Origin of the sequence: Pseudolactococcus insecticola, assembly GCF_011170065.1 — a bacterium.
GTDB classification, from domain to species: Bacteria; Bacillota; Bacilli; order Lactobacillales; family Streptococcaceae; genus Pseudolactococcus; species Pseudolactococcus insecticola.
Genome location: NZ_BLLH01000004.1, coordinates 104602 through 120302, shown reverse-complemented (window position 1 = coordinate 120302; position 15701 = coordinate 104602). Strand labels below are relative to the sequence as shown.

Sequence of the window (15701 nt, the reverse complement as noted above, 5' to 3'; positions counted from 1 at the left end):
CCTAGTCTTTTAAAAAGCGTGTCAAAAATTCTTTTGTGCGTTCTTCTTTTGGTGTCACAAAGATTTCCTCAGGTGTGCCACTTTCAGCGACGACACCCTTGTCCATGAAAATGACACGATCAGACACTTCGCGCGCAAAGGCCATCTCGTGCGTCACGATGACCATAGTCAGACCGCTTCCAGCGAGTTCTTTCATCGTTTTCAGTACTTCGCCGACCATTTCTGGATCGAGCGCACTTGTAGGCTCGTCAAACAGCAGGACGTCAGGGTTCATAGATAGTGCGCGTGCAATTGCCACACGTTGTTTTTGACCGCCAGATAACTGTGCAGGTTTGGCGCTCGCAAACCTTTCCATGCCAACAGCAGTTAGGTTATCAAGTGCGATTTTCTTTGCTTCGTCGCGGTCGCGTTTGAGCACCGTTGTTTGTGCCACGATGACATTGTCAATAACGTTTAGGTTGTTGAACAGGTTGAATGACTGAAAAACCATGCCGAGATGCGTGCGATATTTGTTGAGATCGTAGCCTTTTTCGAGCACATTTTCGCCCTTATAGAGAATCTCACCAGACGTCGGCGTTTCAAGCAGATTGATTGAGCGCAAAAGCGTTGATTTACCGCTACCTGAGCTCCCAATAATCGAGATGACTTCGCCAGATGCGACGGTCATGTGGATGTCTTTTAGGACTTCATTGTGGCCAAATGATTTTTTGAGATTTTTGATGTCAAGAATTACGTCGCTCATTTTTCGCCTCCTAGCTCAATTGTTGCTTCTTTTAGTGGCAGTTGCATTTGATTAGCACCCGTCGTGTAATTTTCTGAATCCAGTCGGCGTTCAACTAGGCGCAAGATGCGTGTGATTGTAAAGGTCAGGATAAAGTAAATCGCAGCAATCACGGTGAAAGTTTGGAAATATTGATAGTTTTGCTGCGCCACGGTATTCCCTTGGAAGAAGAGCTCGGTGATTGAGATCACGTTCAAAACAGACGTGTCTTTGATGTTAATGACGAACTCATTACCCGTTGCAGGGAGAATGTTGCGGATAACCTGTGGCAGGACGATTTTGCGCATGGTTTGACCGTGACTCATGCCCAGTGCGCTTGCAGCCTCAAACTGTCCTTTATCAACGGCGAAAATGCCACCGCGAACAATTTCACTCATATAAGCACCCGTGTTGATGGACACGATAATCAAGGCAGCGAGCGTCTTATCCATGGAAATACCAAGGAATTGTGCCGAACCATAGTAGATGACCATGGCTTGTACGATCATAGGCGTCCCACGGAAAATCTCAACATAGACATTAATAATCCAGCCAATCACTGTTTGAATGACAGCAATCCCACGATTAGCAGACTTTTTAGCCGTCCGAAAGACGCCAATCAAAAGTCCGATACCTGTCCCGATAATTGTTCCGATAATCGAGATGAAAAGTGTCATACCGGCAGCACGGACAAAGTCACTACCGTTGTTTTTGATGATGTCAGATACCTGACCCCAAAAACCAGTTGTTTTATTTGGATGTGCTTGGAGCGCCACCATTTCGTCCATGATCTTAGTCTGATCAGCTTGACTCATTTCTGACAAAACTTCATTGATCTTAGGGAGGTCCTTGTCGCCTTTTTTGACACCAACCGCAGTTTGTGTGTCCTCAGGATTGGTCTTGAAACCACTACCTTCAGAGAAGGTTACCATTTTAAACTTGGGATTTTTCGTTTCAGCAGTGATGCCTTCAGGACGTTCACCGACATAGCCGTCAATGGTACCAGCCTCAAGCGCCACCCGCATGGCTGAAAAGTCGCCCATAGCAGGTTCTTGCTTGACGCCAGGAATTTGTGGAATCAAGTTATAGTGGAAGGTTCCTTGCTGACCAGTGATTTTTGCACCTTTGAAGTCAGCGAGGCTTGTTGCATCAGCGTATTTGCTATCTTTTCGTGTCACGATGACAAGCTGACTAGTATAGTAGTTTTGCGAGAAGTCGATAGTTTGTTTGCGCTCAGCAGTTGGGCTCATCCCAGCAATAATGGCGTCAATCTTACCAGAAGTTAGCGCAGGAACAAGGCCGTCCCATTTCGTTTTGACAATGACAAGCTTTTTACCGAGTTTGTCAGCAATTTTTTTAGAAATTTGCACGTCATAACCATTGGCGTATTGGTTGCTGCCGTCGATTTTGACTGCACCATTTGCCTGAGTTTTTTGTGTCCAGTTAAACGGCGGATAACCGGCCTCCATGCCGACACGGAACTCGTTTGAGCTGTCTGCTTGCACTTTTGTGATTGCAATTGGCGCGACAACGCTTGCAACCATCAAAACAGCTGCTATTACTTTAAGTAGTTTTTTCATAAATCTCTTTCTAGTTTGAATTTTATAGTCTTCTCAATTCTACTAAAAATTGACTGAATTTTCAATATAGATGCGCCGAAAATATAATCTAATCATGTTTACCAGGAAAAATTCGCAAAAACAGACTGATTTCTGATATAATAAAGAGACCAAGAACAAAAATTAAAGGAAAACTCATGGAATTTATAAAAGCAATCATATTAGGTATCATCGAGGGCATCACCGAGTGGCTGCCCATCAGCTCGACAGGGCATTTGATTCTCGCAGATGAGTTTATCAAGCTCAAACAGTCAACAGAGTTTATGAATATGTTTAACGTCGTGATTCAGCTTGGCGCAATTCTTGCGGTTGTTGTGATTTATTTTAAGAAACTCAACCCGTTTGATCGTGATAAAACGCCGCGTGAGACGCAGCTGACGTGGCAACTCTGGCTCAAGGTGATTATTGCGTGTATCCCAGCTATCATTATTGGTTTGCCGCTTGATGACTGGTTGGACCTACATTTTCACAAGTTTGTGCCGATTGCTTTTATGCTGATCATTTACGGCGTCGCTTTTATCTATGTGGAAAAATGGGCGAAAACGCGGCCAGATAGTTTAGTTGATCTGGACAGGATGCCGTATAAATTTGCTTTTTATATCGGTCTCATCCAAGTATTGTCGCTCATGCCAGGGACGTCGCGTTCTGGCGTGACGATTTTAGGTGCTATTTTACTCGGTGCATCACGATTTGTTGCGACTGAATTTACCTTTTTCTTAGGGATTCCTGTCATGTTTGGTGCTAGTTTGCTTAAGATTGTCAAGTTTGCGTTGAGTGGTCAGGGCATGAGTTTTTATCAGTTTAGCATTCTCATCGTGGCCTGTGCCACGGCTTTTGGGGTATCGATCGTTGTCATCAGATTCTTGATGGATTATATCAAAAAACACGATTTTACTTTCTTTGGGAAATACCGCATCGTTTTAGGTGTTATCTTGCTTGTTTATGCAGGGATTTCAGCTGTTTTTGGTGGCTGATGATATAGCAAAAAATGTCTCAGGAGCTTTCTTGAGGTATTTTTTATTGGAAATGTTAAAAGCTTGCAAAATAACTGAAAGTTGTGGTATAATAATATCTTGTGAGTATCCCTCACTTACCCGAGCAATCGGCTCGGGTCATTAGACCAAAAGGAGGAAACATCAATGACTAAGTACGAAATTCTCTACATTATTCGTCCGAACATTGACGAAGATGCGAAAGCAGCGCTTGTTGAGCGTTTTGACGGTATTTTGACAGAAAATGGTGCTACTATTTCTGAATCAAAAGATTGGGAAAAACGTCGTCTTGCGTATGAAATCAACGATTTTCGTGAAGGTTTGTACCGTCTTGTCACACTTGAAGCAGACCCTGCTTCAGCTGCAACAAGCGAGTTCGACCGTCTTGCAAAAATCAACGACGACATCTTGCGTCACATGATTACTAAAGTAGAAGCTTAATTAGCCGCTTAGCGCTAATGCTTAACTTACAGTAATCAGGAAGGACTAAACATGATTAATAATGTTGTTTTAGTGGGTCGTTTGACTAAAGACGTTGAACTTCGCTATACACCGCAAAACCAAGCAGTTGCGACATTTACCCTTGCGGTAAATCGTCAATTCAAAAATGCGAATGGTGAGCGCGAGGCGGATTTTATAAACGTTGTCATCTGGCGTCAGTCTGCAGAAAATCTAGCAAATTGGGCAAAAAAAGGTGCGCTTCTAGGGATTACCGGGCGCATCCAAACGCGTAATTATGAGAATACCCAAGGTCAACGTGTTTACGTGACAGAGGTTGTTGCTGATAATTTCCAAATGCTTGAAAGTCGTGCAGCGCGTGATGGTGGCGGTCAAACTGGTGGAGGCTATACACCTACACCGTCTCAACCTAACACTTCAAACTTCGGTGGCAATCAGCCGTCACAAACTCAGAGTTCAGCAAGTACACCCGATTTCGGTCGCGATAGCGATCCGTTTTCTGGGGGCACACCTATGAACCTGAGCGATGATGATCTGCCCTTTTAATCACATGAAGGCGCCTCGCGCCAAAACAGAATAATATAAGGAGAAATAACATGGCACAACAACGTCGTGGTGGCTTCAAACGCCGCAAAAAAGTTGACTTTATCGCAGCTAACAAAATCGAAAACGTCGACTACAAAGACACTGAGCTTTTGAAACGTTTCATCTCTGAACGTGGTAAAATTTTGCCACGTCGCGTGACTGGTACATCAGCTAAAAACCAACGTAAAGTGGTAACAGCGATCAAACGCGCACGTATCATGGCTTTGCTACCATTCGTAGCAAATGATTCTGAATAAGACAAAGTGACAGATACTCTCGGGTGTCTGTTTTTGTATACAAAAAAACTGACGACATCGCCAGTTTTTGCTTAGACTTCCATTGGTGTCATGATTGTTTCACGGCCCATGTTATCCACGGCGTGAAAAAGTGTCGGCCAGCTGCTGTCAAACTCGTAGTTGAAATCAATCACGATGGCAGTATCAGGGTCGTCGTCCTGTGAAAAACGGATAGACAGGGAGCCATCATTGTTCATCAGCTCAAAGTTAATCATCGGCTCCAATACGAAAACACCTTTGAGATTATTGTCGATGATCATCCAAAAACTGTCAATAATCTCGCCTGGTATGGTTTGAATGGTGCCGAAACTCGCATAACGCGCGATTGTATTTGTAAAAGCCATAGATTTACCTCGCTTTATCTTTTCTTGGGAAATAAAAATTTTATCAAAAGTCTATAAAATCTTGTATAATTAGATTATATTTTAAAAGTCAAAAAAGGTCAAGAAATAGGAACGTAAATATGCGAATTGATGAAATTTTAGTGACTTATGGTGCCCTTGAAAAGTCTGACGTAAAAAAATACCTACGTGCAGATCGGGTGACGGTCGATGGTAAAGTCGTTCGGGCACTGAATTTTCAGCTGGACGCTGCAGTGAATCAGTTGACACTAGATGGGAAAACAATCACCTTCCCGCCACACCGCTACCTCATGCTGAATAAGCCTGTCAGAATCCTGTCAGCAAATAAAGATGCACACTTGAAAACGGTGCTGGATCTATTGCCAGATAGCGTGGATAAGAAAGGACTTGCCATCATCGGGCGGCTGGATTTCTTGTCTGAAGGCTTGTTACTTTTGACGGATAATGGTAAACTCGCAAGAAATCTCACAAAGCCCGAGGCGCATGTTACAAAAGTCTACGAAGTCGAGACGAAAGAGTCACTGTCAGCAGATGACGTTACAGCGTTCAAACAAGGCCTTGTGATTGATGGCAATGTGGCGCTTGCCCCGTCAGAGCTTGTCATCCTGTCAGAACATCGCGCACGTGTCACGATTATTGAGGGTAAGAACCGTCAGATCCGGAAAATGTTTCTGAGTACAGGAAAGTTAGTTGCGCGTTTGACACGTCAAAAGATCGGGCCAATTGAGCTAGATGAAACGCTTTCTGCTGGCCAATATCGTAATCTGACGAGCTCAGAAATCAGAAGTCTTGCACCATTTTTTAACTAAAAATCAATCTCTCTGAGCTCGCGGTTGATGACGTCAAAGTCAAATCCTTTACGTGCGAGCGCATTTGTCACACGTTGTTTGAGGTCGTAGCCGTCATAGTTGCGGCTGTACTTGCGAAGGAGCTTTTCGAGTTCTTTTTGCAGCAGTTCGGATTCATTTTCCTCGTCAGATTCGAGTTCTAACTGCTCGATTGCAAGCCTGCTGATGTCATAGGAAAAGCCTTTGCTGGTCAGATTGGTCGTGATTTTGAGCTTGAGTGCCTTGAGTGGCAAGCGACTGTACTTGCTCATGACGAGTTTTTCAGCCAGATGGTAGGCGACATCCACCTGCGTTTCCTCGTCATAAAGTTCGTCCAATTTTTCACTGATAAGCGCCTTGTCAAGTCCTTTTTCGCTCAGTTTCTGACGGATTTTATAAGGTCCAGACGACTTGCCAAGAATCTTGCCACGGATAAAAGACTCAGCATAGGCCTCGTCGTCAATGAAGCGAGTGCTTTCTAATTCGTCGATGATTCGCGCAATCTGAGCATTTGGAATCTCATGATCAATCAAATACCGAATGACTTCGTTTTTGGTGCGCTGTTTAAAAGAAATATAGTACAAGCCCAGATTTTTCCCACGAGAAAAGGCCGCAAATTCTGAGATTTCAGAAATTTCTGCGTCATCAAACGCTGCCCCTTTTGATAGAAAAAATTTGACAATGGTGTCTTCTGTCACATATATCGTGCGGTCATTATCAAAGCCAACTTTGTATAAACGTTTCTTTTTTTCTAGTAAAATTATTTTAGCCATATACCTCATTATACGTAAAAAATGGTAAAATGTAACATATGACTCTTAAAATCAAGCAGAAAATTCCGCTGAAAATCAAAAAAATCGGTATCAATGGCGAGGGCGTCGGAAACTTCAAAGGAACGACTGTTTTTGTAACGGGCGCGCTCAAAGGCGAGGACGTCTACGCCGAAATTACGAGCTTGGCGCCGAATTTTGCCACGGCAAAAGTGCTGAAACTCAATAAAAAATCACCCCACCGTGTCGTGCCGATGTGTGAGATTTACAAGCAATGTGGGGGTTGTCAAATCATGCATCTGGCCTATCCGCAACAGCTGCTTTTTAAGCAGGATTTGCTGCGCCAAGCCCTGAAAAAATTTAGACCTGAAGGCTTTGAAACCTACGAAGTTAGAAAAACAATTGGCATGAAAAATCCGGAGCATTATCGGGCGAAGTTGCAGTTTCAGACACGCTTTTTAGGCGAAAAAGTACGTGCTGGTCTGTTTGCTGAAAATTCACATCGTCTAGTCGAGATAAAAAATTGTCTCGCCCAAGATGAAACAACGCAGGCAATCATCACAGAAATCACAGAGTTGCTAACATTTCACCGGATTCCGATCTACAATGAACGCAAATTTGACGGCATAAGAACAGTTATGGTGCGTCGTGCGCATCAGACGGGGCAGGTTCAGATTATTTTTATCTCGTCAGAACGTGTTGAGTTGACACGCACAATTGCGAGTTTGACTGAGAAATTTCCAGAGATAAAAACGGTTGCGCTGAATATTAACCGTAAAAATACGTCTGAGATTTATAGCAACACGTCAGAGACCGAGATTTTATGGGGCGAGCGTGCGATTTTAGAGGGCGTTTTGGACTACACGTTTGAGCTGAGCCCGCGCGCTTTCTACCAGCTCAATCCTGAGCAGACAAATACTTTGTATACTGAGGCAGTTAAGGCCATGGACGCAAGGCTTGATGACGACTTGATTGATGCTTATTCTGGGACTGGGACGATTGGCCGGGCGTTTCTGGGCAAGGTGCGCAGCATTCGTGGAATGGATGTGATTCCTGAGTCGATTGATGATGCGCGTGTCAATGTCCCTGGTGGCATTTACGAGGTGGGGACGGCTGAAAGCCTGATCCCGCAGTGGGTAGCAGACGGTTTCAAAGCCACAGCGCTGATTGTCGATCCGCCAAGAACGGGGCTGGACGACAAACTGCTGGACACCATTGTCGCGACAAAACCAGCGAAAATGGTCTATGTTTCCTGCAATGTTTCAACGCTGGCACGTGATTTGGTCAAGCTCGCGCAAGTCTATGACGTCAAGTACATCCAGTCAGTCGACATGTTTCCGCACACCGCGCGTACGGAGGCCGTCGTGAAGTTGGTGCGCAAATGATGCGGCAGGCGCAGGTGTCGGACCTGCCTGAGATTATGGCGATTATTGCGCAGGCGCGTGATTTTCTGGGCGCACAAGGCATTGACCAGTGGCAAAACGCCTATCCAGCACAATCAGACATTGCAGCGGACATCACGGCGCAAGTCGGCTATGTTTTGATCCATGAAAATAGCGGTCAGATTGCAGGCTATGCAGCTGTTCTGACGGGATTTGACAAGATTTATAGCGACATTTCTGACGGTTATTGGCTCAATGACAATCTGGACTATGTCATGATTCACAGGACTGCCGTCTCAAGTGCTTACAGGGGACAAAAGCTAGGGCAGGCGATTTTCGAAGAGATTATGACGACGTTTTCAGACTACACCGACTTTCGTTGCGACACGCATCCGGAAAATCAGATCATGCAGCATATCTTGACAAAACTAGGCTTTGAAAAGCGGGGCACTGTCCAGTATGAAGGCCCACGCTACGCCTATCAAAAAATAGTAAAGGAAGACAAGTAAATGACATACGAACAAGAATTTTTAAAGGACTTTGACGAGTGGGTTGCAACGCAAATCTCCGTTCACCAGATGGCAATGGCAGCAGCACAAGAAGAGGCGGATGCGGGCGATGCACGTGCAGTGGACGCAGTCATTCGCTATGAAAGTAGACTCGATGCCTACCAGTTTTTAGCTGGCAAATTTGACAACTACAAAGCTGGCAAAGGCTTCCATGATTTACCTGATGGGCTTTTTGATCAGATTCAGTATTGAGATTAGAGCTTAATTGCTAATCGCAAAATTTTTTCAAGAAAAGTCATATTTTCTATTGACGAAAAACGGCTACTTTGATATACTAGGAGAGTACTGTTTCGCGGAGATGGCGGAATTGGCAGACGCGCAGGATTAAGGATCCTGTCGGGAATTTTCCTGGTGAGGGTTCAAGTCCCTTTCTCCGCACTAATCGCCGAGCCATGCGCTCGGTTTTTTTATTATAAAAATTAGGAGATTTTTGATTACTATGATGAACATGCAAAAAATGATGAAACAAGCCCAAGATTTACAAAAAAATATGAAAGTTGCACAGGCTGAGATTGAGTCAACAACATTTTATGGGACTTCTGCACAAGATTTGGTCAAAGTCGCATTTACTGGCGATCGCAAACTGACAACTATCGACATCGCAACAGATCTGATTGATCCTGAGGACAAGGAAACCTTGTCAGACATGATTGCCCAAGCCGTGAATGCCGCACTTGTTGAGATTGACAAAACAACTGAGCAAAAAATGGGTAAATTCACAAAAGGTTTACCATTCTGACGTTAGGGAAGGCGATTTGACGTCAAGTCCGTAATTTGGTAGAATATAGTCAAACAAAGAGAGTGTGGCAGAAATACGCGATTTTAGCCAAGAGAGCGAGAGGTAGCTGAAAATCTCGCAATCGCCTGTGTCACTGTTGCTTTTTGGCAAATGAGATAAAAATTGAGTGGCTTGCTGGATTGGCAGGCAATTTAGGTGGTACCACGTGAAAGCGTCCTAATCTGTAGAGATTTGGGACGCTTTTTTTGTTAGAAGGAGACAAATATGGCAGATGAATCACAAGCACACACGTCAAAAATGAGGAAAATCTTATCATTTATCCCAACGGCGCTAAGCAGTACCGTCTCGCTGTATATCTATCTCTTTTTGTTTATTTACCTCGTTATTTTTGGCGGGTTGGGGTTACTGTCGCAGCTGAAATTTCTCGCCCCGTCAGCCAACGCTCAGCTGATATTGGGTAATTATACCAATGTTCTCTCGGCGCTTGGTGCGTCCATCGCAGCAGGCACCAGCGCAAGCATTCACGCGAGACAAAAGAAACACCAAAACGAACTCATGCAAGAAATCGCAAAACTACATGCCAAAATTGATGGGTTGAAGGTGAAGGCGCGTGTTGATGGGGATTAGAGAAATGAGTTGTAAAAGAAAAAGTAGTACTATGTTGAACTAATAAACACATGAAAAATGGCTATCGTTTTTCGTTACCACACATAATAAGGAGCAATAAAACATGACAAAAGAACTCTCAACAAAATTTAACCCAACAGAAGTAGAAGCAGGACGCTATGAAAAATGGCTTGCTGCTGGCGTTTTCACGCCGTCTGCCAATCCAGATGCAGCGCCTTACAGCATCGTCATCCCACCGCCAAACGTTACAGGCAAGCTCCATCTAGGACATGCCTGGGACACGACGTTGCAAGACATTATCATCCGTGCAAAGCGCATGCAAGGCTATGATACGCTTTGGCTGCCTGGGATGGACCACGCGGGGATTGCGACGCAAGCAAAAGTTGAGGCGCGTCTAGCAGAGTCAGGCATCTCACGCTATGATCTGGGACGCGAAAAATTCCTAGACAAAGCTTGGGAGTGGAAAGACGAGTATGCAGCGACGATCAAGACGCAATGGGGAAAGATGGGGCTATCTCTGGACTATTCTCGTGAGCGTTTCACGCTTGACGAAGGCCTCAACCAAGCCGTGCGCACAGTATTTGTCAAGCTCTATGAAAAAGGCTGGATTTACCGTGGCGAAAAGCTGATCAACTGGGATCCTAAGGCCATGACGGCGCTTTCTGATATTGAAGTCATTCACAAAGAGATCGACGGCGCATTTTACCACATGACCTACAAACTGGCTGACGGATCAGGCGAGGTCGAGATTGCAACCACGCGTCCTGAAACATTGCTCGGCGACGTGGCAGTCATTGTCAATGAAAATGATGATCGCTATAAAAATATCGTCGGAAAAACCGTCATCGTGCCTTTTGTCAATCGTGAAATTCCTGTTCTGACGGATGATCACGCAGACATGGAAAAAGGGACAGGGGTGGTTAAAATCACGCCTGCTCATGATCCAAATGACTTTGACGTAGTTGAGCGCCTCAACAGTAAGGGCGCAAATCTGCCAATGATCAACATGATGAACAATGACGGCACAATCAACGAAGTCGGCGGTGAATTTAACGGTCTGGATCGTTTTGAAGCACGTAAGCAGATTGTGGCTGGACTTAAAAATCTGGGTCAATTGATCAAAGTTGAGCCGATTCGCCATGAAGTTGGACATTCTGAGCGGACGGGTGTGGTTGTTGAGCCACGCTTGTCAACGCAGTGGTTTGTCAAGATGGAAGATCTGGCAAAAGCTGCCATTGATAACCAAAAAACAGATAACAAGGTCGAATTTTTCCCGCCACGTTTCAACGATACATTCACACAATGGATGGAAAATGTGCACGACTGGGTGATTTCGCGTCAACTTTGGTGGGGACACCAAATACCCGCATGGTACAACGAATCAGGTGAGATGTATGTTGGTATGACAGCGCCTGAAGGGGACGGCTGGACGCAGGATCCTGACGTGCTTGATACCTGGTTTTCATCAGCGCTCTGGCCGTTTTCAACGATGGGGTGGCCTGACGAAGAAGCAGCTGACTTCAAGCGTTATTTTCCAACGTCAACACTCGTGACAGGCTACGACATCATCTTTTTCTGGGTGAGCCGTATGATCTTCCAAAGCCTTGAATTTACTGGCGAGCGGCCATTTGAAAATGTCTTGATCCATGGGCTCATTCGTGACGAAGAAGGCCGTAAAATGTCTAAATCTCTGGGCAACGGTATTGATCCCATGGACGTCATCGAAAAATATGGCGCTGATGCACTTCGTTGGTTCCTGTCAAATGGTTCCGCGCCAGGTCAAGACGTGCGTTTTTCATACGAAAAAATGGATGCTGCCTGGAATTTCATTAACAAAATCTGGAACATTTCTCGCTATATCATTATGAACAAGGAATCGCTCACGCCGTCAGAAACCCTAGCAAACATTGACAAAGTAGCAGGTAAAACAGCTGGCAATGTAACTGATCGTTGGATTCTGACGAAACTCAACGAGACGGTTGAAAATGTGACGAAAAACTTTGATAAGTTTGAGTTTGGCGAAGCTGGACGTAGCCTTTACAACTTCATCTGGGAAGACTTTGCCAACTGGTATGTCGAGCTGACCAAGGAAGTTTTGTATGGCGAAGATGCGGCTGAAAAGGACGTGACGCGCAGTGTGCTTGTTTACGTACTCGACCAAATCCTGCGCCTGCTCCACCCAATCATGCCATTTGTCACAGAAGAAATTTCGGAAAATCTTGGCTTGATTGAAGGTAGCATTGTTGTTGCAAGCTATCCTGAGGTGCGTGAAGCCTTCACTGATGAGGCTGCGGTACGCGGCGTTGAGGTGTTAAAAGACATCATCAAGTCTGTCCGAAACATTCGCGCAGAGGTCAACACGGCGCCAAGTAAGGCCGTGCCGATTTTGATCAAGACTGAAAATGCAGAGATTGAAGCTTTCCTAAAGGAAAATACCAACTATCTGACACGTTTCACAAATCCTGAGACGCTTGAGATCTCAGCGAATATTTCAGCACCAGCACAGGCTATGACGGCGATTTTGTCAAATGTAGAACTCTACTTGCCGCTTGCAGGCTTGATCAACATTTCTGACGAAGTGGCACGTCTGACAAAAGAACTTGCCAAATGGCAAAAAGAGCTTGACATGGTATCGCGCAAGCTGTCAAATGAAAAATTTGTCGCAAATGCCAAAGCCGAGGTCGTTGAAAAAGAAAAAGCTAAACAGGCTGACTATCAAGCAAAATATGATACGACACAGGCGCGTATCAAGGAACTTGAAAGTTTGTAAGCCGTTTTTATGTGACACATCGTGTCAAGTAAAAATACTTGACAAAAATGCTTGATTTCTGAGCGAGACTTTGTTAGAATAGATAAGTATTGAGAAATCAAGGCAACATTTAGAAAAACAAAAGGAGATTTAAGACAATGGCAGTACCTGCACGTCACACATCGAAATCTAAGAAAAACAAGCGTCGTACGCACTACAAAATGACTGCACCAACAGTTTCTTTCGACGAAACTACTGGTGATTATAGCCGTGGCCACCGTGTATCCCTCAAAGGATATTACAAAGGCAAAAAAGTTACGAAATAATAGAAAGGACAAACTAAGATGCGCGTAAATATTACTCTTGAACACAAAGAATCTGGCGAACGTTTGTACCTTACTCAAAAAAACAAACGTAACAACCCTGACCGTCTTGAACTTAAAAAATACTCTCCAAAATTGCGTAAACACGTGATTTTTAAAGAAGTAAAATAAGTCAACATTGAAAAAAGCTTTAGGAACGTCTGTTTCTGAAGCTTTTTTTGTAAATATTGTTGAATAATAAAACACCAAAATATTTTTCTATTCTGGTGTTTCTTACATATCATAACCTTCTACTTTGAGCCATTTAATACAGGTTTTGTATTTTCCTTTCTATCAAGCAATAAGAAAAAAGCGGTCACTATTATCATAATTGTAGCACTTATAACAATCGTTCCTCCAATTTTATTTTGAGGGATTAAATCAGCTATAAAACCTACGATAAAACCACCTAGAGGGTAAGTGATTGAGACCATAGTTCCAATTATAGAAAATACTTGTCCTTGCATATTTTCAGGAATCATGCGCTGGAGAATGGTCGATTTATAAATCATTACTGGAGCTGAGAAAATACCTGAAAGTATTAAAATAGAAATAGAGACTATTGATTTACTTTGGAGCCCAAAAATTATAAGAAATATCCCCTGAAAAATAATAAAGTAATAGATTGATCTAGGGGTACTCCATTTTGTTGATAGGGTTCCTACAATTATTGAGCCGATAATTATGCCGATAGAAATTGCAGAATTTAACCAACCAAATAGATATGCTCCACCCGATAAAACTTGTTTTGAAAAAACGGGAATAACAATTGGAAGCATTCCCCAAACAAGTAAGTTCCAAAGGAAAGTTGCGATAAACAAATAGAACACAGTTTTATTTGTAATCAAAAATACTAATCCTTGTTTAATAGATGTTTTAGCTTTTTTATTTTTATTAAAGTTCGTATTATCAAAACCTGTATTGATTTGAGACTTAATAAATAGGAATGATGAAAATAAAAATAATAGTGAAGCAATCAGAAAAGCATTTTTTTCGTTGGCATTTGAAGAGACAATACCAGTAATGATTGAACCAGCTATAAAAGCAACATCGAAAAAGATATTGATAATAGAATTTGCAGATATTAGTTGGTTATCATTAAATAACTGATTGGGTATGATTGAGGTACAAAGTGAAATAATAGGAGTTATCGCACTATTTATGATTAACAAAATAATGATAGATAGAATATTCCCAAAATTATCAGTAAGTGGCAGTAAAAATAAAGTCATAAATATTATTGATTTTATAAAAACACCCACGGAAATAACTTTAAAAGAGCCAAACTTATCAATAATATAGCCACATAACGCTCCAAATAATACTGACGGCACTTGGGTCAATACGCCATAAATCGCTATTAAGAAGGGTTGGTTAGTTTTTTCATAAATCATCCAAGCAATTGTTATATTGACTAAAAATTGGCTGAAGTTAGTGAAATTTATACCTATAAAAAATTTGGAGAATGACTTGCTATGAAATAAATTAATATATTTCCCCATAATATTATACATACACTAAATTTAAATTAGCTTCTATCAGTTCTCCATTGATCACATCATCTGTCTCAATAATTTTAACACTACAAGCACCTAATCCAGAAGGGAGGTTACCCACTCTAGTTAAAGTATCAAGTGATATAACGGTAACTGAATCGCCACTTGCATCTGTGCTTCCTAAAGAGGGAGCACCAAAGAGATGGTTTCGTTGAAAACTGGTTGAACAAACAGTGTTATTATCCGTATTGATATCCATTCCTCGTGGTGTTGCACCAACATCAATACGTTTAATTTCTTGGTAGGTTTGTCTATCAATGATACATAGAGCATTTGATGCTTCAGCACTAACAATTAGGTATTTGCCAGAGGGCTCAGTGATAACTGCTCGTGGGTTATAACCTACAGAAATAGTTTTTATAACTTTTTTATCTGCAACTGATACCACAGAAACGGTATGAGAGAATGTATTTGCAGTAAATACAAGTTGACCATCTTCACTTGGAAATGCATGATAAGGTCGTGTATATTTTCCTAAATTGATATTAGCAATGTTTTTTGTATTTTTAATATTAGAATTATCCACATTTATAATGCTGATGGAATCCGATCCAAAATTAGGAACACTTACAAACTTGCCATTTGGGGAAACCTGTAACTGGCGAGGGTTTCTTTCAACAGCAACAGTATGAACTACTTCATGCGTAGATAGATCAATAATAGTAACGGTAGCGCTTCCAGAATTAGCAACAAATAACCACTTATTATCAGGAGAAATATCTACTCCCCGAGGCGCTAGTCCTACTTCAATTTCTCCTTGTGACTCTGCTTCTAAAATGTTGATAACTGAAATGGTATTTCCAGCACAATTTGAGACAAAACCATAACCTCGTACTTTGTCAACAGCCATAGCACCTCGGGGACTCTCCCCAATGTCTATCTGTTTTAATTCTTCTGTAGTTTGGAGGTCTACTACAGAAAGTGTGTTTGAATCAGTGTTTGTTACAAAAGCAAATTTGCTCATAATTTTGTCTCCTTTAGACAGTTGATTCTCATTTGTCAATAAAATAAAGCAAAATTATTACATTATTATACTAACAATATTAT

The 15701-nt window shown here is 42.6% G+C and carries 19 protein-coding genes and 1 tRNA gene; 14 read left to right on the top strand and 6 right to left on the bottom strand.

Annotation, left to right across the window (positions count from 1 at the left end; translation table 11 throughout):
* Window position 1: 1 nt before the first annotated feature.
* Entirely contained in the window at window positions 2–742 is a 741-nt protein-coding gene (locus tag Hs20B_RS05365; protein ID WP_172356325.1) for an amino acid ABC transporter ATP-binding protein, read from the bottom strand.
* Window positions 739–2340 carry an ABC transporter permease subunit gene (locus Hs20B_RS05360; protein WP_172356324.1) on the bottom strand — a complete coding sequence of 534 codons (1602 nt, stop codon included), beginning with the start codon at window positions 2338–2340 and terminating at the stop codon, window positions 739–741. The genes Hs20B_RS05365 and Hs20B_RS05360 overlap by 4 nt, the downstream gene beginning before the upstream one ends.
* Before the next feature lie 176 nt (window positions 2341–2516).
* Here Hs20B_RS05360 and Hs20B_RS05355 point away from each other — a divergent pair, with 176 nt between their 5' ends.
* From Hs20B_RS05355 to rpsR, 4 genes are all read left to right on the top strand, one after another.
* On the top strand, window positions 2517–3353 hold the full coding sequence (locus Hs20B_RS05355) for an undecaprenyl-diphosphate phosphatase (RefSeq protein ID WP_172356323.1): 837 nt from the start codon (window positions 2517–2519) through the stop codon (window positions 3351–3353).
* A 165-nt stretch (window positions 3354–3518) separates the two neighbouring features.
* Entirely contained in the window at window positions 3519–3812 is a 294-nt protein-coding gene (gene rpsF, locus Hs20B_RS05350; RefSeq protein WP_172356322.1) for a 30S ribosomal protein S6, read from the top strand.
* A 51-nt stretch (window positions 3813–3863) separates the two neighbouring features.
* Window positions 3864–4376, top strand: coding sequence for a single-stranded DNA-binding protein (gene ssb / locus Hs20B_RS05345; RefSeq protein ID WP_172356321.1), 513 nt, complete (start codon window positions 3864–3866; stop codon window positions 4374–4376).
* 50 nt (window positions 4377–4426) lie between these two features.
* Window positions 4427–4672 carry a 30S ribosomal protein S18 gene (gene rpsR / locus Hs20B_RS05340; protein WP_003140392.1) on the top strand — a complete coding sequence of 82 codons (246 nt, stop codon included), beginning with the start codon at window positions 4427–4429 and terminating at the stop codon, window positions 4670–4672.
* Between the two features lie 71 nt (window positions 4673–4743).
* Here rpsR and Hs20B_RS05335 read toward each other — a convergent pair whose 3' ends face one another.
* On the bottom strand, window positions 4744–5055 hold the full coding sequence (locus tag Hs20B_RS05335; protein WP_172356320.1) for a DUF960 domain-containing protein: 312 nt from the start codon (window positions 5053–5055) through the stop codon (window positions 4744–4746).
* A gap of 119 nt (window positions 5056–5174) precedes the next feature.
* On the opposite strand from Hs20B_RS05335, the gene Hs20B_RS05330 reads away from it, so the two are divergent.
* Entirely contained in the window at window positions 5175–5882 is a 708-nt protein-coding gene (locus Hs20B_RS05330) for a pseudouridine synthase (RefSeq protein ID WP_172356319.1), read from the top strand.
* Here the strand turns inward: Hs20B_RS05330 and recX are convergent.
* On the bottom strand, window positions 5879–6673 hold the full coding sequence (gene recX, locus Hs20B_RS05325) for a recombination regulator RecX (RefSeq protein ID WP_172356318.1): 795 nt from the start codon (window positions 6671–6673) through the stop codon (window positions 5879–5881). The two genes, Hs20B_RS05330 and recX, sit on opposite strands and share 4 nt — an antisense overlap.
* 38 nt (window positions 6674–6711) lie before the next feature.
* On the opposite strand from recX, the gene rlmD reads away from it, so the two are divergent.
* The 9 genes from rlmD to rpmG all read left to right on the top strand — a co-directional run bounded on the left by rlmD (window position 6712) and on the right by rpmG (window position 13230).
* Window positions 6712–8055, top strand: a complete 1344-nt coding sequence (gene rlmD, locus Hs20B_RS05320) for a 23S rRNA (uracil(1939)-C(5))-methyltransferase RlmD (protein WP_172356317.1) — start codon at window positions 6712–6714, stop codon at window positions 8053–8055.
* Window positions 8052–8561 (top strand): GNAT family N-acetyltransferase, encoded by a 510-nt coding sequence (locus Hs20B_RS05315; RefSeq protein WP_371863845.1) that lies wholly within the window; start codon window positions 8052–8054, stop codon window positions 8559–8561. The genes rlmD and Hs20B_RS05315 overlap by 4 nt, the downstream gene beginning before the upstream one ends.
* Window positions 8562–8813: a DUF1912 family protein gene (locus Hs20B_RS05310; protein WP_172356316.1), complete on the top strand. Its 252-nt coding sequence runs from the start codon at window positions 8562–8564 to the stop codon at window positions 8811–8813. It begins immediately after the preceding gene.
* Between the two features lie 100 nt (window positions 8814–8913).
* A tRNA-Leu gene (locus Hs20B_RS05305) sits at window positions 8914–8999 on the top strand.
* Between the two features lie 61 nt (window positions 9000–9060).
* Window positions 9061–9360 carry a YbaB/EbfC family nucleoid-associated protein gene (locus Hs20B_RS05300; RefSeq protein ID WP_172356315.1) on the top strand — a complete coding sequence of 100 codons (300 nt, stop codon included), beginning with the start codon at window positions 9061–9063 and terminating at the stop codon, window positions 9358–9360.
* 264 nt (window positions 9361–9624) lie between these two features.
* Window positions 9625–9987, top strand: coding sequence for a hypothetical protein (locus Hs20B_RS05295; RefSeq protein ID WP_228407499.1), 363 nt, complete (start codon window positions 9625–9627; stop codon window positions 9985–9987).
* Window positions 9988–10090: 103 nt separating this feature from the next.
* Window positions 10091–12757: a valine--tRNA ligase gene (locus Hs20B_RS05290; RefSeq protein WP_172356314.1), complete on the top strand. Its 2667-nt coding sequence runs from the start codon at window positions 10091–10093 to the stop codon at window positions 12755–12757.
* A 137-nt stretch (window positions 12758–12894) separates the two neighbouring features.
* Window positions 12895–13062: a 50S ribosomal protein L32 gene (gene rpmF, locus Hs20B_RS05285; protein WP_003138753.1), complete on the top strand. Its 168-nt coding sequence runs from the start codon at window positions 12895–12897 to the stop codon at window positions 13060–13062.
* A gap of 18 nt (window positions 13063–13080) precedes the next feature.
* The gene (rpmG, locus tag Hs20B_RS05280) at window positions 13081–13230 is read left to right on the top strand and encodes a 50S ribosomal protein L33 (protein ID WP_003135293.1); all 150 of its coding nucleotides are present in this window, start codon (window positions 13081–13083) and stop codon (window positions 13228–13230) included.
* 119 nt (window positions 13231–13349) lie between these two features.
* Here the strand turns inward: rpmG and Hs20B_RS05275 are convergent, their stop codons facing one another.
* A complete protein-coding gene (locus Hs20B_RS05275; RefSeq protein WP_172356313.1) occupies window positions 13350–14612 on the bottom strand; it encodes an MFS transporter in 1263 nt (420 codons plus the stop codon).
* Window positions 14605–15618, bottom strand: a complete 1014-nt coding sequence (locus Hs20B_RS05270) for a YVTN family beta-propeller repeat protein (RefSeq protein ID WP_172356312.1) — start codon at window positions 15616–15618, stop codon at window positions 14605–14607. Before Hs20B_RS05270 ends, Hs20B_RS05275 begins: the two co-directional genes overlap by 8 nt.
* Window positions 15619–15701 lie beyond the last annotated feature (83 nt).